The organism is Mesorhizobium sp. C264A, assembly GCF_040324515.1.
Taxonomy (GTDB): Bacteria; Pseudomonadota; Alphaproteobacteria; order Rhizobiales; family Rhizobiaceae; genus Mesorhizobium.
This window is the reverse complement of the sequence record NZ_JAMYVY010000002.1, coordinates 1,933,134-1,950,293: the sequence shown is the minus strand read 5'-3', so window position 1 is coordinate 1,950,293 and position 17,160 is coordinate 1,933,134. Positions and strand designations below refer to the sequence as shown.

15 protein-coding genes are annotated in these 17,160 nt (G+C 63.2%); 8 read left to right on the top strand and 7 right to left on the bottom strand.

Annotated features, from left to right (window positions below; all coding sequences use genetic code 11):
* Nucleotides 1–3: 3 nt before the first annotated feature.
* Nucleotides 4–1,206: an aromatic ring-hydroxylating oxygenase subunit alpha gene (locus NKL04_RS28610; RefSeq protein ID WP_023701366.1), complete on the top strand. Its 1,203-nt coding sequence runs from the start codon at nt 4–6 to the stop codon at nt 1,204–1,206.
* Nucleotides 1,207–1,221: 15 nt separating this feature from the next.
* On the opposite strand, the gene NKL04_RS28605 is transcribed toward NKL04_RS28610, so the two are convergent.
* Complete coding sequence (locus NKL04_RS28605) at nt 1,222–2,634, bottom strand: aminotransferase (protein ID WP_023701365.1); 1,413 nt, start codon at nt 2,632–2,634, stop codon at nt 1,222–1,224.
* A gap of 291 nt (nt 2,635–2,925) precedes the next feature.
* On the opposite strand from NKL04_RS28605, the gene NKL04_RS28600 reads away from it, so the two are divergent.
* The 3 genes from NKL04_RS28600 to NKL04_RS28590 all read left to right on the top strand — a co-directional run bounded on the left by NKL04_RS28600 (nt 2,926) and on the right by NKL04_RS28590 (nt 5,829).
* Nucleotides 2,926–3,843 (top strand): ABC transporter permease, encoded by a 918-nt coding sequence (locus tag NKL04_RS28600; protein ID WP_023701363.1) that lies wholly within the window; start codon nt 2,926–2,928, stop codon nt 3,841–3,843.
* Nucleotides 3,840–4,664, top strand: a complete 825-nt coding sequence (locus tag NKL04_RS28595) for an ABC transporter permease (protein WP_023690125.1) — start codon at nt 3,840–3,842, stop codon at nt 4,662–4,664. The genes NKL04_RS28600 and NKL04_RS28595 overlap by 4 nt, the downstream gene beginning before the upstream one ends.
* A 91-nt stretch (nt 4,665–4,755) precedes the next feature.
* Nucleotides 4,756–5,829 carry an ABC transporter ATP-binding protein gene (locus tag NKL04_RS28590; RefSeq protein ID WP_023690124.1) on the top strand — a complete coding sequence of 358 codons (1,074 nt, stop codon included), beginning with the start codon at nt 4,756–4,758 and terminating at the stop codon, nt 5,827–5,829.
* Between the two features lie 40 nt (nt 5,830–5,869).
* Here the strand turns inward: NKL04_RS28590 and NKL04_RS28585 are convergent, their stop codons facing one another.
* From NKL04_RS28585 to NKL04_RS28565, 5 genes are all read right to left on the bottom strand, one after another.
* Entirely contained in the window at nt 5,870–7,165 is a 1,296-nt protein-coding gene (locus NKL04_RS28585; protein WP_023701362.1) for a flavin monoamine oxidase family protein, read from the bottom strand.
* On the bottom strand, nt 7,162–8,238 hold the full coding sequence (locus tag NKL04_RS28580; protein ID WP_023701361.1) for an extracellular solute-binding protein: 1,077 nt from the start codon (nt 8,236–8,238) through the stop codon (nt 7,162–7,164). The genes NKL04_RS28585 and NKL04_RS28580 overlap by 4 nt, the downstream gene beginning before the upstream one ends.
* 116 nt (nt 8,239–8,354) lie before the next feature.
* On the bottom strand, nt 8,355–9,437 hold the full coding sequence (locus tag NKL04_RS28575; RefSeq protein WP_023701360.1) for an ABC transporter substrate-binding protein: 1,083 nt from the start codon (nt 9,435–9,437) through the stop codon (nt 8,355–8,357).
* Nucleotides 9,438–9,495: 58 nt separating this feature from the next.
* Entirely contained in the window at nt 9,496–10,176 is a 681-nt protein-coding gene (gene betI / locus NKL04_RS28570; RefSeq protein WP_023690120.1) for a transcriptional regulator BetI, read from the bottom strand.
* Nucleotides 10,177–10,203: 27 nt separating this feature from the next.
* A complete protein-coding gene (locus tag NKL04_RS28565; protein ID WP_023670077.1) occupies nt 10,204–11,004 on the bottom strand; it encodes a class I SAM-dependent methyltransferase in 801 nt (266 codons plus the stop codon).
* A gap of 201 nt (nt 11,005–11,205) precedes the next feature.
* On the opposite strand from NKL04_RS28565, the gene NKL04_RS28560 reads away from it, so the two are divergent.
* The 4 genes from NKL04_RS28560 to NKL04_RS28545 are packed head-to-tail and all read left to right on the top strand — an operon-like array spanning nt 11,206 to nt 15,903.
* Entirely contained in the window at nt 11,206–12,825 is a 1,620-nt protein-coding gene (locus NKL04_RS28560; RefSeq protein WP_023701359.1) for a phytoene desaturase family protein, read from the top strand.
* Nucleotides 12,812–14,377: a phytoene desaturase family protein gene (locus NKL04_RS28555; RefSeq protein ID WP_023701358.1), complete on the top strand. Its 1,566-nt coding sequence runs from the start codon at nt 12,812–12,814 to the stop codon at nt 14,375–14,377. The genes NKL04_RS28560 and NKL04_RS28555 overlap by 14 nt, the downstream gene beginning before the upstream one ends.
* Nucleotides 14,378–14,428: 51 nt before the next feature.
* The gene (locus tag NKL04_RS28550; protein ID WP_023701357.1) at nt 14,429–15,655 is read left to right on the top strand and encodes an aminomethyl transferase family protein; all 1,227 of its coding nucleotides are present in this window, start codon (nt 14,429–14,431) and stop codon (nt 15,653–15,655) included.
* A 2-nt stretch (nt 15,656–15,657) separates the two neighbouring features.
* On the top strand, nt 15,658–15,903 hold the full coding sequence (locus NKL04_RS28545; protein WP_023690115.1) for a hypothetical protein: 246 nt from the start codon (nt 15,658–15,660) through the stop codon (nt 15,901–15,903).
* A 3-nt stretch (nt 15,904–15,906) separates the two neighbouring features.
* On the opposite strand, the gene NKL04_RS28540 is transcribed toward NKL04_RS28545, so the two are convergent.
* Entirely contained in the window at nt 15,907–16,965 is a 1,059-nt protein-coding gene (locus tag NKL04_RS28540; protein ID WP_023701356.1) for a dipeptidase, read from the bottom strand.
* Nucleotides 16,966–17,160 lie beyond the last annotated feature (195 nt).

Below are 17,160 nucleotides of genomic sequence, written 5' to 3'. Positions count from 1 at the left end.
TTTATGAACCCGCATCTCCGTGACGTGGCGATCCCCAATGATTGGGACCGGCGGGGTCTGCCGGGCTGGAGTTATCACTCCGACGCGCTTCTCGAACTTGAGAAGGAATACGTCTTCCGCAACCATTGGCAGATCGCCGGCCATGTCTGCGACGTGCCGAATGCCGGCGACTATCTGACTATGGACGTGGTCGGCGAGCGGGCGCTCATCGTGCGCGGCAAGGACGGCGTCTTGCGCGCCTTCAACAACATGTGCCGGCATCGCGGCAGCCGCGTCGTCGCCGACAGCCAGGGCACCTGCAAGAACGCGCTAGTCTGCCCGTTCCATGGCTGGGTCTACAATCTCGACGGCACGCTGCGCGGCGCCGCCCGGCCGCGCTCCTTCCCCGAGCTCGACAAGACCGAATTCGGCCTGATGCCGCTCGACCTTGAGATATGGATGGGCTTCATCTTTGTCCGCTTTCGCAAGGGGGGCCCGCAGCCTTCGGTGGCCGAACTGTTGAAGCCGATCGAGGCCGAGATGGCCCACTACAATGCGGCCGAGATGGTGCCGTCCTGGGGCATCTGGACACAGAAAACGCCGGTCAACTGGAAGTCGGTGCGCGACGTCGACAATGAAGGCTACCACGTCGCCATGGCGCATCCGGCGCTGCAGGATCTCTACGGCTCGACCTATTTCGATGAGCCGTTCATCAACGGCGTGTCGCGCTCGTTTGCCACCTACAATCCGCATGCCGGCCGGCGCTGGAGCGTGCGCGAATACATCAAGCTCACGCCCGATGCCTCACACCTGCCGGAGCATCTGCGCAGGGCCTGGATCTATTACGGCATCTTCCCCAACAACGCGCTGTCGATCATGCCGGAATCGGTGCAGTTCTATCAGGAGTTCCCGCTGTCGACCGGCGAGACGCTGCTGCGCGGCGCCATCTACCGCTACCCCGACGAGACCCGGGAACAGGCGGCCGCCCGCTATCTCGCCTACCGCATCGACCGCGATACCATGAACGAGGACGTGCAGCTTTCCGTCTGGTCAAACGAGTCCATGATCTCGGAGGCCTTCGAGGGTTTTTATCTCTCCGACCTCGAATACGGTGTGCGCACCCACCACGACCATCTGCGCAAGGAGATCCCGGTGCTGGGCCTGGAGACGGCGCCGGAGGAGAAGGACATGTGGAACCTCAATGAGGCTATGCGCTCGCAGGTGTAGGGGCGGAACTGCCAGTCACCCCTGCCACACGCCCTCTTTGCGCAGATCGTCCATGGTCCGCGAAATGCCTTCGCGCAGGATCGCCACCATGTCGTCGATCTGCTCTCGCGTGATGATCAGCGGCGGCGACATCACGCACATGTTGATCAGCGGCCGGACCAGGAGGCCGAGTTCGTGGCAATGCGCGTCGATGCGCTTGCCGACATCCTTGTCGAGCTGCAGCGGATCCTTGCTTTCGCGGTCGGCTACGCACTCGACGCAGCCCATCAGGCCCATGCCGCGGACTTCGCCAACCAGCGGCAGTTCCTCCAGCGTCTTCAACTGCGCCTGGAAATAGGGCGCGACATCGCGCGTGTGGGCCAGCACGCTGTCTTCCAGGATATCGAGGTTCTTCAGCGCCACCGCGCAGCCGATGGGATGACTGGTATAGGTCAGGCCATGGCCGAACATCGCATCGGGATGGTTGGAACGGCGCATTTCCTGAAGCAGCCGCTCCGAGATGATGACGCCGCCAAGCGGGAAATAGCCTGATGTAACGCCCTTGGCGAAGGTGATCATGTCGGGGTCGATGCCGAAGCCATCGCCGGAGGCAAAGACATGGCCGAGCCGCCCGAAGCCGGTCACCACCTCATCGGAGATATAGAGGATATCGTTGTCCCTGCAGATTTCGCGAATGCGCTTGAGATAGCCATCCGGCGGCACGACGACGCCGCCGGATGCCTGCACCGGTTCGCCGACGAAAGCACCGATCTTCTCTGCGCCGACGCGGGCGACCGCATCGCGAAACTGATCGACCAGGAAATCGCAGAAGGCGGCGATGTCAATGCCTTTCGGCCGCCGGAACGGGTCTGGCGAGGACAGTTTGACGACCAGATCGTCGGCGCCGTCCATCCAGTCGCGGTCGCGCGGCCGGCCGTTGAGCGAGGCCGACAGATAGGTCGAGCCGTGATAGGCGCCGCCGCGGCTGAGGATCAGCTTCTTTTCCGGCCGCCCGCGCACATTGTTGTAGAACTGCATGAAGCGCAGTGCCGTCTCGACAGCCGACGATCCGCCGGTGGTGAAGAAGGTATGGCTGAGATCGCCCGGCGCATGATCGGCGAGGCGCTTGGCGAGCTCGGCCGACGGCGCATTCATCGTATACCAGGGCGTGTTGTAGGACAGCATCATCGCCTGGTCGTACATCACCCTGGCCAGCTCCTCGCGGCGGTGGCCGACATTGATGCACCACATGCCGGCCGGCCCGTCGATCAGTCGCTTGCCTGTTACATCGGTGATGTAGATGCCATCGCCCTCGCCGATCAGCGCACGCGCTTCATTGCCGACCGAGCCGGCATAAGGCCAGGGCTGGATGAGATGGCGCTTGGCCAGCTCGACCGCATCGCCACCGTCAGCCATTTCCATCGCTCTTAGGTCTCTTGCAGCCGCCATCATTGCCTCGCATCGTCTGAGCGTAATTTCACCGGACAGAAAGCGAAGCGCCAAGGGCAGGAAAGCCGGCTTTCTTCACTTCATTTTGAATGTCCGTTCAATCAATATTACAGAAATAGCGCTTGATTTCAATGCACGGATGCGCTCATGATGAAAGAAAGCCGGCAAGCTTGAGCGCAACCAGCAAAGCGCGCTCCGCAAAAATTGGGAACAGGCAGCCGGCCCGGTCGATGGGAGCATCATGGCGGAACAGTTCGAGCCAGCAACCGAGATCACGCCCGGGTCGCTGCAATGACGGTAGCTGCCGAAGGGGTGCCCACGCGGCGCATGACGCGAGCAAGGCGAAACGCCCTTCTGCAGTCCGAGTCCGTCCAGGGCCTTGCCCTGATCAGCCCGACCTTGGTCTACGCTTTGATCCTGCTGCTGGTGCCGATCCTGGTGGTCTTCGCCCACTCCTTCTGGACGCAGAACTACCTCACCATCGACCATACATTCACGCTGGAGAATTATCGCATCGCGCTGACCGAGCCGATCTACCGCGATCTGCTCTGGCGCTCGCTCTACATTTCGCTGACGGTGAGCTTTTTCACCGTCATCCTCGCCTATCCGATCGCCTATTTCATCTCGTTCCATGGCGGTCGCCACAAGAGCCTGTGGCTGTTCCTGATCACCATCCCGTTCTGGACCAGCTATCTCCTGCGCGTGATGTCATGGAAAGTCATCCTCGGCTATAATGGCGTGCTGAATTCCGGCCTGATGGGCCTCGGCATCATCGACGAACCATCGACCGCGCTACTCTACAATTCCAGCGCCGTCATCATCACGCTCACACACGCCTGGGCGGCCTTTGCCATCCTGCCGATCTTCGTTTCGCTCGAGAAGGTCGACCGCACCTTGGTCGAGGCTGCCACCGATCTTGGCGACGGCCCGCTGCGCTCCTTCCTGCGCGTGACGCTGCCGCTGTCGGCGCCGGGCGTCATCTCGGCCGCTCTCATCGTCATGATCCCCACCGTCGGCGACTACGTCACCCCAAGGCTGGTCGGCGGCAAGGATGGCGTGATGATCGCCAATGCCATCGAGTCGCAGTTTCACAAGGCCTCCAACTGGCCACTCGGCGCGGCACTGTCCGTGACCACCATGCTGGTCGTGACGCTGATGGCGGGCGCCACCGTGCTCATCATCCGCGCGCTGCAGAGGCTGGCGCGATGACGGCGAGGCGGCGCCTTTTCCCCGGCGGCTGGCTGTCCGCCTACGCCCTCCTCTACGTCGTCTTTCTCTATCTGCCGGTGATCTTCCTGCCGATCTTCTCGATCAACACCGCGCCGACGCCAAAATTTCCTCTCACCGGCTATACGCTGAAATGGTACCAAGACCTGCCGAAGACGCCGGCGCTGCTTGACGCCGCCTGGAACAGCCTGATCGTCGGTATCTCGGCATCGGTGCTGTCGACGCTGCTCGGCATCCTCGCCGCCCGCTCGATCACCCGCTACCGCTATCCCGGCCGCCGCACAATCAATGGCCTGATCATGGCGCCGCTGGTGCTGCCGGAAATCATCCTCGCCATCTCCATGCTGCTGGTCATGCTGCAGTTAGGCCTGAGCCTGTCGCTGTTCACCGTCGTGCTCGGCCATGTCCTGATCTGCATTCCCTATTCGATGACGGTGCTGACCGCCGGTTTCGAGGGCTTCGACCGCAGCCTCGAAGAAGCCTCCGCCGATCTCGGCGAGAGTGCCTTCGGCACCTTCCGGCGGGTGACGCTGCCGATGGTGGCGCCGGCGATCATTTCCAGCCTCCTGGTCTGCTTCACCATCTCGCTCGACGAGTTCGTCATCGCTTTCTTCCTGACCGGCACCGAGACGACGCTGCCGATCTATATCTGGGGCCAGTTGCGCTTTGCCGCCAAGCTGCCGGGTGTGTTGGCGCTGGGCACGCTGCTGCTGGTTGCCTCTTTCGTTTTGATGACCGTTGCCGAGATCCTGCGCCGTCATGCGGCCAGACGCACCCAGAGCGAGGGAGGCCTCTATGCCTGAGCAGTCCCGGGCCGAACGGCCTCAGGATGAGCCATCCAAGCAAGATAAGTCCGAGCGGGCCCAATCTGATCGACCCCAAACCGACCGAGCAATGATCGAAATCCGCAGCGTTACCCGCAGCTATGGGGCGTTCAAGGCGCTCGACGACGCCTCGCTGACCATCAAGGAGGGCGAATTCTTTTCGCTGCTCGGCCCTTCCGGCTGCGGCAAGACCACGCTGCTGCGCATGATTGCCGGTTTCGACAACCCGACCAGCGGCTCGATCTCGGTCGGCGGCCAGTCGATGGAAGGCATCCCCGCCAACCGCCGGCCGACCAACATGGTATTCCAGAGTTATGCCATCTTCCCGCATCTCAATGTCGAGCAGAATGTCGCCTATGGGCTGAAACGGCTCAGGCTGGGAGGAACGGAAGAAAAGCGCCGCGTCGAGGAAGCGCTGGCGCAGGTGTCGCTCACCGGCCTCGGCAAACGCCTCGCCACCGAGCTTTCCGGCGGCCAGCGCCAGCGCGTGGCGCTCGCCCGCGCCTTGGTGATGCGGCCCAAGGTGCTGCTGCTCGACGAGCCGCTGTCGGCTCTCGACAAGAAATTGCGCGAGCAGATGCAGGTCGAACTGCGCCGCCTGCAGCAGGCGGTCGGCATCACCTTCGTGCTGGTCACCCATGACCAGTATGAGGCGCTCGCTATGTCCGACCGCATCGCCGTAATGTTCGGCGGCAAGATCGCCCAGGTCGCCTCGCCCAAGGAAATCTACCAGCGGCCGGTCAACCGCCAGGTCGCCGATTTCCTCGGCGGCATGAATTTCGTAAAAGCGCAGATCATAGAGGAGAATGCCGCCTCGCTGGTCGTCGACACGCTGGGCTTCGGCCGCGTCAGGACCGACAAGCCGAAGGCCTTCATGCGCAATGGCGGCGGCGCCACTCTGGGCATCAGGCCGGAGCGATTGCGCGTGCTGTGGGACAATGCGACGGCGAAATTCGAAGTGGCCGGCAAGGTGGTCGAACGCCACTATTTTGGCGAGATCACCCACCTGATCGTCGAGATACCCGGATTGGAAAAGCCACTGTCGGTCACCGAGACCAACGACTTCGGCGCCGACGATATCCCCGTCGGCACGTCGGTCCGCCTCGGCTACGATCCCGAGGCCCTGGTGGCGATGGCGGACTGAGCATGATCCCGAAAAGTGGGAACCGATTTTCGGAATAAGATCATGCTCCACTAAGAATTTTAAGTTCCGTCGCGATCTGTTTGGCTGCGATCCGCCCCATCACGATGGCGCCTTCGACATAGCCCGGGAATGACGGCGACAGTTCCGACGATGCTAAATGAACCGGGGCAGCGCCGGCACGGATCGTGCGCTCGGCATCCCGTGCCGTCACATCGACAATTAGGTCGCTGTAGGCGCCGCCGCTCCAGCGGTCATCGATCCAGTCGCGCTGGCTGAAATCGATAATGCCGGCCGCCTCCGGGCCAAGGGCATCAACGAGCCTTGCCGTGACCTCCGCACGCAGCGCCGCGTCCGCGAGCGGACGCCAACGCAACGCCAGTGGTCCGCCGACGAAGACGACCAGCGCGGCATGTTGCGCATCCTTGCTGGCGTCACAGGCGAACAGGCCCGGCAGGTCGCGCCACATCACCATGCCGCACAGGTCGCGCTCGCGCCAGAACGGCGTGGGATAGCGCACCAGGATCTTGATCACCGCACCGCTTTCCCAGACGCCGAGCGCCTTTGCGAGAGCCGGCGGCAGAGCGGGCGCGAAATCCAGCTTCGCGGCCGTCGCCGGCGGCAGCGCGACCAGCACTTTTCGCGCTTCGATGGAGCTGCCTGCCGAGACGGCACGAACCCCTTGCGGGCCGTGCTCGATGCGCGTAACCGGCTCGTTCAGCCAAACCCTGTCGCCGAGATCTCCGGCCATATCCTCGGCCAGCGACTGCATGGTTTCGAGCAGCGAATATTGCAGCTCAGGCACCTCGTTGGTGATGCGGCGGTCATTGTCGATGAGGTACCACAGCGGCACCTTGTCCATCGCCAGGCACCACAGGCCTTCGATTATCGAGCGGAAAGCCGTCTTGGCGTCAGTGGGATCATGCTGGCGTTCGAGCCAGGCGGCAGCGCTCATGCCGGCGATCGAGGGATCGTCCGGCTCGATCGCATTCATCCGCTCGCGGATTGCCATCGCGCCATGATAGGTCCGTTCGGCCTCTTCGACCGACAGCGATGGATGGGTGATGAAATCGCCATTCACATAGGTTTCGACGAAGGCCTTGCCACGGGACGCGGCCAGCGCCGTCACCTCCGGCATGTCTTCGCAGAAAAACTGGCCGCCGCTGTCGATGCGCTCGCCAAGCCCGTTGCGAATAGCCTCGACCCTGCCGCCGACGCGGTCGCGTGCTTCGAGCAGCACGACATCGATGCCGGCCTTTCTCAGCTCAAGCGCAGCCGACAGGCCCGTGAAACCGGCGCCGACGATGACGACATCGGTTCTTTCAGTCCTGTCGCTCAATAGCCGGCCTTGATCTTCTCGAATTCCGTGACCATGCGCTGCTTGAGCTCAGGCGGCACCGGCTGCTGGAACAGCGTCTTGTCCAAGAACTTGTCGAGATTGTCGAAGCCACGGTCGCTCAGCACCTGATGGTCGATCGCGGCCATCCCGGCGCTGTTGCCGTGGCCGTAGCCGAAGGTCTTGACCAAGTAATCGGACACGGCATGCGCGTTGACCGCACTGAGGAAATCATAGGCCTGATCGAGCTTGCCCGGCGCATCCTTCATCAGCACATAGCCGCACACCCAGGTGGATATGCCTTCCCTCGTGTCGCGGTTCATGGCGATCGGCATGCCTTGGCCCTTGAGCGTCACGAAGGTCTCATTCCAGCCCCAGACGAGGTCGACCTCATTGCCGGTAAAGGCCTGGTTGAGGTCGGTGTCGTCGGTCCAGTAAAAGCGGACGTTCTTGTGGACGTCACGCAGGAAGGCGGACGCCTCCTGGAACTGCGCGTCGGTCATCTTGGTCCAGTCCTTGAGGCCGATGACCAGGCTGGCCAGCGCATAGGCGTCATCGACATTGTCGCCGATGGTGACGCGGCCCTTCAATTTGGGATCGGCGAAAATCTTCAGCGACTGCGCTTCCTCCGCCGTGACCTTGTCGGTGCGGCAGAGCAGCGAAGTGTTGCCCCAGTCGAACGGCATGAACCAGGCCTTGCCGTCGGCGGTGACGGCGAGATCCTTCATCGCCATGATGCCGGGATTGAGATCCTGCCAGCCGGCGATCCGGGAGGTGTCGAGCGGCTGCAGAATGCCGGCCGCGCGCCACTTGGTCACGCTTTGCGAGCAGGGGTGGGCGATGTCGGCCTTGAAGCCGGCGCGCATCTTCTGGAACGCTTCCTCCTCGTCGCCGAAGAAAGCAAAGGTCGGCTCGGCGCCGTATTTGGCGGTGTAGTCGGGGTGCAGCAACGGATCTTCATAACCCGACCAGTCGAACACGACGAGGTCTCCGCCGCCTTCGGCATAAGCAAGCACGGCGCCTGCGCCGACCGTAAGGGCGGCAGCAAGAGCAAGGCGGCGAAGCATGGAATTCATGGCGCGAAACTCCTCATCGCGAAAAGCGGCCGGGCGACGTTACGGAATTTCAGCGGCCTTGGCGAGACCGTCTGCCCGGCGCACTGACAGGCAGACGGAGGAAGCCGGACAGAGCTTTAGTACCCCGCCTTGATCTTCTCGAATTCGGCGATCATCTTGAGCTTGAGCGACGACGGCACGGGCGATTGGAACAGGGTCTTGTCGACGAATCTCTGCACATCGTCATAGCCCTTTTCTTTCAGGATCGCCGGGTCGACGCCGGCCATGCCCTTGGCGTTGGCCTGGCCATAACCCCAGTCCTTGACCAGCACCTTGGCGGTCTCGGGATCGTTGATCGCGTTGAGGTAGTCATAGGCCTTGTCGACATTGCCGGGTGCGTCCTTGAACAGCACGTAGCCGCAGACCCAGGTCGAGATGCCTTCGTCCGTATCCTTCTTGGACTTGATCGGCACACCGGCAGCGACGGATTGTACCGTGGCATCGTTCCATGCCCAGGCGAGATCGACCTCGCCGCCGCTCAGCAACTGGACGACGTCCGTGGTATCGGTCCAGTAGGAGCGGACATTCTTGTGCACCTGGCGCAGGAAGTCGGACGCCTGCTTGAACTGGTCGTCCGTCATCTTGGTCCAGTCCTTGAGCCCCATGGCAAGGCTGGCCAGCGCATAGGCGTCGTCGACATTGTCGCCGATCGAGACCCGCCCCTTGAACTTGGGATCGGCGAAGGCCTTCAGCGACTGCACATCCTTCGCGTCGATCTTGTCGGAGTTGTAGGTGAGCTGGGTGTTGCCCCAGTCCCACGGCATGAACCAGGCCTTGCCGTCCGAAGTGGTGGCCAGATCCTTCATCGCCATGATGCCGGGATTGAGTTCCTTCCAGCCGGTGATCTTCGAGGTGTCGAGCGGCTGCAGCAGCCCCGCCTCGCGCCACTTTGTCACGCTCTGCGAGCAGGGATGACCAAGATCGGCCTTGAAGCCGGAGCGCACTTTTTCGAAGGCTTCGTCCTCGTCGCCGAAGAAGGCGAAGGTCGGCGAGTCGCCGTTCTTCTCGACATATTTGGGGTGGAAGCTCGGGTCCTCATAGCCGGACCAGTCGAACACGATCAGGTCCTTGTCGGCGGGGACCGCAATCGCCGCGGCCGAACCAGCCAGCGTCGCCGTCAGCGCCAATGTCAGTGTCAGGCGTCGGGCTATTCTTTTCATGCTGTTCCATCCTCTTTGTTTCTGATTGTTCGCTCCGGCTTGGATCCGCCGGTTGTTGTCAACGTCCGCTGTCCGGCGGGTAGTGCTTCGGAAAGGCGGCCGACAGGAATTCGTTTGCCGCCTGTAGCGCGCTCTCACGGGTGACGTCCTCGGTCCCCATCATCAGCCGCAGCCACAAGCCCTCCAGCATGGCGCTGAGCGCCAGCGCCATGACCTGCGGCTCATAGCCATAACCACCGCCCTGCTTGAGCGTGGCACAGAGGTCGATGAAGATCTTCTGGTAGGCCGCGTCGCGCGCGCCGCACAGCGCCTGGTAGGTCGGCCGCGACTTGGCCTCGCCCCAGAACGCGCACCACGCCGCGAGCTTGCGCTTGTTGCAGATCGAACGGTCGAAATCGGCGGCGACCAGCGCCCGCAGCTGCCGGGCTGGATCCTCGCCGGCCTTGGTCAGCGCGACGCGCCAATGCGCCGCATATTCGTCGGCCATATAGGCCAGCGTGGCGACGAGCAGCTTCTCCTTGCTCTCGAAATGAAAGTTGACGATGCCGCGCGACAGGCCGGCGCCGTCAGCGACATCGGCCATCGTCGTTTCCGAATAACCGCGCTTGGCCAGCGAATCGATGGTCGCTTCGATCAGCTGCTGTTGCCTGACCTCCTTCGACGCCTTGCGGCCGCGTTTTTCCGGCTCGGTTTTTCCAGACGTGTCGGAGGATCGCTCTTCGCGCGCTGCAGCTTTCATCGGTGCCGTCATGCTCCACCTTGCCGGCTATCCCACCACAGCCGGCTTCCACCCGCGAAGATGAGTGGGACGGTGCTCGCCACTGTCAAGCACCTTCTGCATGGCTTCCCAGGTCTTGATGTTCTTGTCGACATAGGCCGCTCCGACCGCGACTGCCGCCGTCTCGTAGAGCGGGCCTTTCAGCCTTTCCAGCTCGCCGCGCGCGACCTTGCGATACCAAGAATTGCGGTCTCTGACGGCGACATCGGCAAAGCCGGCGCTGCGCATCGCTTGCGCATAGCGTGCCGGCGAGGCCATGGCGAAGGACAGGCCTTCGGCTGCGACATAGGCCTTCATCTCAGATGACGGCTCGCCGTCATGGCCGATCAGCCAGTCGGAGGCGGCAAAGACGCCGTCCGGCTTCAGCACACGGAAGATTTCGGCAAACAGCGCGTCCTTGTCGGACACGTGCACCAGCGCATCCTTGGAGAAGACGACATCGAACGAAGCGTCGGCAAAAGGCAGCGGCCCCGGCGGCGCCTGGACGAAGCTGGCGCGGTCTGAAAGCCCTCGTGCAGCGGCATGCTTTCTGGCCGCCTCGATCACCGGCCGCTCGATGTCGAAGCCGGTGGCATGAGCAGCACCGTGGCGCTCCACCAGATGCAGCGCGATGCCGCCGGAGCCGCAGCCGATGTCGAGGATCGTCTTGCCCCTGAGCGACAGCCCTTCGACCACCCGGTCGACCTCGTCTGGTCCGCCCGGCGACAGATAGCCCTCGCCCCACAGCGCCTCGAGGAAGCGGATCGCGGCGTCGTCATATTCCGGCTCGCCATCTGCCGTTTCGATCATCAGACCTTAAGTCCCGTCAGCCGAATTGCGCAGGTTCGAATGCCGGCAAAGCGTAGCGTATTAACAGGAAAACGCAATATCGTTTGTTGAACATTCATTCAGAATGGCTGGACAGAATAGCCGCTGCCGTGCCAAATTCCGCGCATTCGGCGACAAATCACGCGAAAATGAAGGGTCGAGCACCATGAAGGCTGGGCGCGAATGAAAGCTTGGGATGCGATCGTCATCGGCGGCGGACACAACGGCCTGGTCAACGCCTGCTATTTGCAACGCGCCGGGCTCGACGTGCTGGTGGTGGAAAAGAACGACTGGGTCGGCGGCGCCGCCACCAGCCGCGAGCTGACGCCGGGCTTCCTCTACTCCAACTGCTCCTATGTCTGCTCGCTGTTTCGCCCCGAGATCATGCGCGACCTCGAACTGCCGCGTTTCGGCTTGCAGGTTATTTCCTATGAAGGCGGCGCCGTGTTCACCCGCGACGGCGACTACCTCGCCAACTACCGTGACCACGATGCGCACCGGCGCGAATTCGCCCGCTTCTCCAGGCGCGACGCGGAGGCCTATGACCGCTATTCGCGCGACGTGACGCGGCAGTGCCGTTTCATCCAGCCGCTGCTGATGCGCACCGCACCGGACCCGGCCAGTCTCAAGCCGCGCGACCTCGGAGAGCTTCTCTATCTCGGCAAGAAATTCGTCGGCCTGTCATCAGAAGAAATGGCGCTGACGCTGCGCTTCTGGACCATGTCGATCTCGGAATTCCTCGACGAATATTTTGAGACCGATGTCATCAAGGCGAACTTCGCTTTGTCCGGCATTATCGGTACCGCGCTCGGGCCGATGTCGCCCGGCACAGCCTACGTGCTGCTGCACCATTATATGGGTGAGGTCGACGGCTCGGTCGGCGCCTGGGGCTATGCGCGCGGCGGCATGGGCGCCGTCACCAAGGCGCTCGCCGCTTCATTCAAGGCGTCCGGCGGCGCTATCCGCACCGGCGCCGAGGTCGACCATGTGCTGGTGAGCCGAGGCAAGGCCAAGGGCGTGGTGCTGGCCGGCGGCGAGGAGGTCTACGGCAAGCTCGTCGTCTCCAACGCCGACGTCAAACGCACATTCCTGAAACTGGTCGAGGAGAAGGAACTGCCCGACATTTTCCTGCGGCGGGTCAGGAACTTCAAGATCCGCGGCTCCTCCGGCAAGGTCAACATCGCGCTGGATTCTCTGCCGGAATTCCCGGCACTGCCGAAGGATTCACCCGTTTATCGCGGCGACATGCATTTCACCGATTCCATGGAGCGCATGGAGCGCGCCTATGACGACTGGAAGGCCGGTCGCTGGTCGGCCGACCCATTCCTCGACATGGTCATCCCAACGACGCTCGACCCGACCATGGCGCCGCCGGGCAAGCATTTCATGAGCTGCTTCGTGCAGTACGCACCGCCCAAGGTGAAGGGCCAGGACTGGACCGATGCCGACCGCGACGGTTTCGCCGAAAGCGTAGTTGCGCAGATCGCCGAATACTCGCCAGGCTTCCGCGACCGCATCGTCCATATGGAGGTGCGCACGCCGCGCGAGATCGAAGCCGAGGTCGGCCTCACCGAAGGCAACATTTTCCAGGGCGAGCTGACCTTCGACCAGCTGCTGTTCAACCGCCCGGTGCCGGGCTACGCACAATACCGCTCGCCGGTCGGCGGGCTCTATATGTGCGGCTCCTCGACACATCCCGGCGGCGGCGTCATGGGCGCACCCGGCCGCAATGCGGCAGCCGAGATCCTGCGCGACCTCGCCAAATCGACCTCCCATATGAGCCCGGCCCATGACGTCATTTGATGCCATCATCATAGGCGGCGGCCATAACGGCCTTGTCGCTGCCGCCACTCTGGCGAAAGCCGGCCGCAAGGTTCTGGTGCTGGAAGCGGCCGGCGATGTCGGCGGCGCGGCGCGCACCGAAGAGTTTGCGCCAGGTTTTCGGGTCTCCTCGATCGCGCATGTGCTGAACCGCCTGCACCCCGACGTGGTGAAGATATTGGAGCTGGAGAAACACGGGCTGCAGGTCACCCGCGCAGACTTCATTCCGTCGGTCGCCTTGGCGAGGGACGGCCCGCCGCTTGTCCTGCATGGCGCCTATGGCGAAGTGCTGACCGGCTCCACTCCGTCCGAGCAGTCCGCCTGGAAGGAATTGCGCGCGCAACTCATGCGCTATGCCGGCATCCTGAAACCGTTCCTGTCGCGGCGCCCGCCCGATCTCGGTGGCATGTCCCTGCTTGAAACCGCAGCGCTCGGCCAGACGGCCGTGGCGCTGAAAAAGCTCGGCAAGGAAGACATGCGCGATTTCCTGCGGGTGCTCCTGTTGAACGTCGCCGACCTGCTCGACGAACAGCTTGCCGATCTCAGGCTGAAGGGCCTGCTTGCCTTCGACGCCACGCTTGGCAGCCACCTCGGCCCGCGTTCGCCGACCTCGCTGCTTGGCCTCTATTACCGGCTGGCCGGCGAGACTGACGGTGCGGCCGGGGCACAGATGCTGCCGAAAGGTGGTATGGGTGCGGTCGTTGCCGCCATTCGCGCGGCGGCGGAGAAAGCCGGCGTCACCATCCGCACGGCAGCGCCCGTGGCCAGAATAGTCGTCGAGAAAGGGCGCGCCCTCGGCGTGACCCTCGACGGCGGCGAGGTGCTGCACGCCAGAACGATCGTCTCCGCCATCAACCCGGCGACGACCATGCTCGATCTCGTCGGCCCGCGCGAGATCGACACGGGTTTCGTGCGCAAGGTAAAGAACATCCGCATGAGGGGCGACGCGGCGAAGCTCCATCTGGCGCTCGAACGGCAACCGCAATTTTCCGGCGTCGGCGCCGATAATCACAAGGGCCGTCTGGTCATCGCGCCCTCGGCCGACCATGTCGAGCGCGCCTTCAACCCGTCAAAATATGGCGAGTTCTCAGCCGAACCGGTGATGGAGATCACACTGCCGTCGCTCTCCGACCCGTCGCTCGCGCCAAGCGGCGCCTGCGTGCTGTCGGCGATCGTGCAATACGCGCCTTATGCGCTGAAAGAGGGTTGGGATGCCGGCAAGCCGAAATTCCTCAAGGCTGTTATGGCGCAGCTCGAAGCGTACGCCCCCGGTATCGGCAAGTCCGTGCTGCATGCCGAGCTTTTGACGCCAGCCGATATCGAAGCCAATTGCCGCATGCCGGGCGGCCATTGGCACCACGGCGAATTGCAGGCCGACCAGATGTTGATGTCGCGGCCCGTCTCCGGCTGGTCGGGCTACGACACGCCGATCGAGGGGCTGTTCCTGGCCGGCGCCGGTTCGCATCCGGGCGGCGGCGTTTCGGGTGCTCCCGGTTTGAATGCGGCGCGGCGCATCATCGCGATGAAGGGATGATCGGATGTTTCAGCCAGTCAACGCCGCACTTTACGGCGAAGGAATGCCGTCATGACGAGTCCGATCAACAACGCCGCCCGCACCACAGCGCAGTCGCATTTCCGCACACTGCGTCTCGGCACGCCGTTCCAGCCGCGCATCGATGCGCTGGCCAAAACTCAGGACTGGTACAATTGGGCCGGCTATCGCGCGCCGCGTTCGCTGTGGGACGAGGAACTCGAATATTTCGCCATCCGCAGCCAGGCGGCTTTGTTCGACATCTCGCCGATGACCAAATACCGCATCGAGGGGCCGGATGCCGAAGCCTTCCTCGATCGCGTCACGCTGCGCGATGTCACCAAGCTGAAACCGGGCCGCGTCCACTACACCGCATGGTGCGACGACGAAGGTTTTGTCCTCGATGACGGCACGCTGTTCCGGCTGTCGCCGACCCGCTTCCGCCTGTGTTCGCAGGAGCGGCACCTGCCCTGGCTGCTCGACAGCGCCATCGGTTTCGAAGTGACCGTCGAAGAAGAGACTGAAAGCGTCGCTGGTCTCGCTCTGCAAGGCCCAACCTCCTTCGCCGTGCTGCGCGAGGCCGGCTTTGCCGGCGTTGAAAAACTCAAAGTGTTCGATCTCGCCGAGTTCCCGCACGATGGCGGCACTATCACCATCTCGCGCACCGGCTTCACCGGCGATCTCGGCTACGAACTGTTCGTGCCGGCCGAAAAAGCGCTCAGCCTCTGGGACCGCCTGATGACGGCAGGCGAACTGCGCGGCATCCGCGCCATCGGCTACGCCGCCCTCAACCGCGCCCGGCTGGAAGCCGGCCTCATCGTCGCCAATGCCGACTTCACCACCGCCGAGCATGCCATTCGCGCCGACCGTCTGCGCATGCCGGACGAGATCGGTCTCGGCTTTATGGTCGATTTGGGAAAAGGCCATTTCAATGGCCGCCGCGCCATGCTCGAAGCGCGCGCCAAACGCAAGCTGCGCCATGTGCTGGTCGGGCTGGAGATCGAAGGCAACATCCCGGCCGAACACGCCATCGTCTACCACAAGAAGCATCAGGAGGTCGGGCTGGTCAGCGCCGCCATGTGGTCGCCGATGGCCAAGCGCAATATCGCCATCGCCTCGCTGACGCGTCCCTATGGTGATAGGATGGTCGAAGACCTCTGGGTCGAGATCTACGCAATGCGCGAGTTGCAGTACCAGAAGCTGATGAAGCGGGCCAAGGTGGTGGCCCGTCCTTTCATCAAGCTCGACCGCCGCACCGCCAATCCGCCGGCGGATTTCTGATCATGGCCGACGAACCGGATGATGAGACGGAAGCCGCCGAACAGTGGCAGCTGGTCAACACGCCGCTCGGCGAAAAATGGTCGGGTCGTACCCGCTATGCCGCCGCCATGTACTTCTACAAGCGCGGCGAAATGAGCGCCGAGACGCTCGAAGTCTACCGCATCTGCGCGCGGCTGGACTGGGAGAACCCGCTGCCGATGATCAGGGATCGCGGCGGCCAGGATTGGCTGAAGCGCATGGGCGCTTAAGCCTCAGCCTATGGTTCTTTCGAGAACGTTCAGCCAGTTGCGATAGGCGATCTTCTCGATCAGCGCGCGTCCGAAGCCGCGCGCGGCCAGCGCATCTACCAGCTTTGGCAGACCGGCAACGTCGCCGATGACCGCCGGGATCATGGCGCCGTCGAAATCGGAGCCGAGACCGACGCCGTCCTCGCCCAGCGCCTGCAGCAGCGAGTCGACATGGCGCACCATGATGTCGAGGCTGGTGTCCGAGTTCATCCGTCCGTCTTCACGCAGGAAGCCGGTTGCGAAGTTGAGCCCGACCATGCCGCCGGTCTCGCGGATGGCGCCGAGCTGCCAGTCCGTCAGGTTGCGCGAATGGGTGCACAGCGCATGCACGTTGGAATGAGTGGCGACCAGCGGCGCATCGCTGAGCGCGGCGACATCGCGAAAGCCCTTTTCGTTGAGATGTGACAGGTCGATCATGATCTTGAGCTGATTGCAGGCCTTGACCAGCGCCTTGCCGGCATCGGTCAGCCCCGGTCCGGTATCGGGCGACGACGGAAAGCGGAACGGGACGCCATGGCCGAAGGCGTTGGGTCGGCTCCAGACAATGCCGAGCGAGCGCAGGCCGGCTTCGTAGAGCACGTCGAGCAAGGTAAGTTCGGGATCGATCGCCTCGACGCCTTCGATGTGAAACACCGCCGCGATCGAACCTTTCGCCATCGCCTCGCGAATGTCACCGGCACTGCGGCAGACGGTCAGCGCCCCCGCTCGCTCCAGCCGAAACAGGATCGAGGCCATGCCGATGGTGGAATTGAGCGCATCAGCGCGCGGCAGTTCCGGCGGCAACGGCTCATTGTCGCTCGGCGCCGGCGGCACCGCAGAGCGTTTGCTCTTCTCGACCGGCGGTGGAAAGATCGCGAACATGCCGCCGGCAAAGCCGCCCTTCTTGGCGCGCGGCAGATCTATATGACCGCCCTGCGTCCCCTCGATGAACAGCTTTTCGACGTCGGTGTCTTTCGACTGGTACAGTCGCAGCAGCGTGTCGTTGTGGCCGTCGAAGACGGGGACGAGATCGGATTCGGTCATCAGGAAGCCATTCGGTCAGTTGGCAGGAGCGGACGAACCGCAGCGAACTGTGTACTTAGGCAAGAAGGCCGAACTGCGCAAATGCCAGAGAGGTGTTCGCTCTTGTGGCTGAGCGACTCCGACCACCTGCCGGGTCCCCACTGCTTCGCAGCGTCCCGGCGTTCGCCGGCCTTTCATCGTGCCACTGGCACGATG

Coding starts and splice junctions, on each gene's coding strand:
- NKL04_RS28600 (WP_023701363.1), top strand. CDS start 2,926: ATGACGGTAGCTGCCGAAGGGGTGCCCACGCGGCGCATGACGCGAGCA.
- NKL04_RS28560 (WP_023701359.1), top strand. CDS start 11,206: ATGAAAGCTTGGGATGCGATCGTCATCGGCGGCGGACACAACGGCCTG.
- NKL04_RS28605 (WP_023701365.1), bottom strand. CDS start 2,634: ATGGCGGCTGCAAGAGACCTAAGAGCGATGGAAATGGCTGACGGTGGC.
- NKL04_RS28545 (WP_023690115.1), top strand. CDS start 15,658: ATGGCCGACGAACCGGATGATGAGACGGAAGCCGCCGAACAGTGGCAG.
- NKL04_RS28580 (WP_023701361.1), bottom strand. CDS start 8,238: ATGAATTCCATGCTTCGCCGCCTTGCTCTTGCTGCCGCCCTTACGGTC.
- NKL04_RS28540 (WP_023701356.1), bottom strand. CDS start 16,965: ATGACCGAATCCGATCTCGTCCCCGTCTTCGACGGCCACAACGACACG.
- NKL04_RS28565 (WP_023670077.1), bottom strand. CDS start 11,004: ATGATCGAAACGGCAGATGGCGAGCCGGAATATGACGACGCCGCGATC.
- NKL04_RS28550 (WP_023701357.1), top strand. CDS start 14,429: ATGACGAGTCCGATCAACAACGCCGCCCGCACCACAGCGCAGTCGCAT.
- NKL04_RS28555 (WP_023701358.1), top strand. CDS start 12,812: ATGACGTCATTTGATGCCATCATCATAGGCGGCGGCCATAACGGCCTT.
- NKL04_RS28590 (WP_023690124.1), top strand. CDS start 4,756: ATGATCGAAATCCGCAGCGTTACCCGCAGCTATGGGGCGTTCAAGGCG.
- NKL04_RS28575 (WP_023701360.1), bottom strand. CDS start 9,437: ATGAAAAGAATAGCCCGACGCCTGACACTGACATTGGCGCTGACGGCG.
- betI (WP_023690120.1), bottom strand. CDS start 10,176: ATGAAAGCTGCAGCGCGCGAAGAGCGATCCTCCGACACGTCTGGAAAA.
- NKL04_RS28595 (WP_023690125.1), top strand. CDS start 3,840: ATGACGGCGAGGCGGCGCCTTTTCCCCGGCGGCTGGCTGTCCGCCTAC.
- NKL04_RS28610 (WP_023701366.1), top strand. CDS start 4: ATGAACCCGCATCTCCGTGACGTGGCGATCCCCAATGATTGGGACCGG.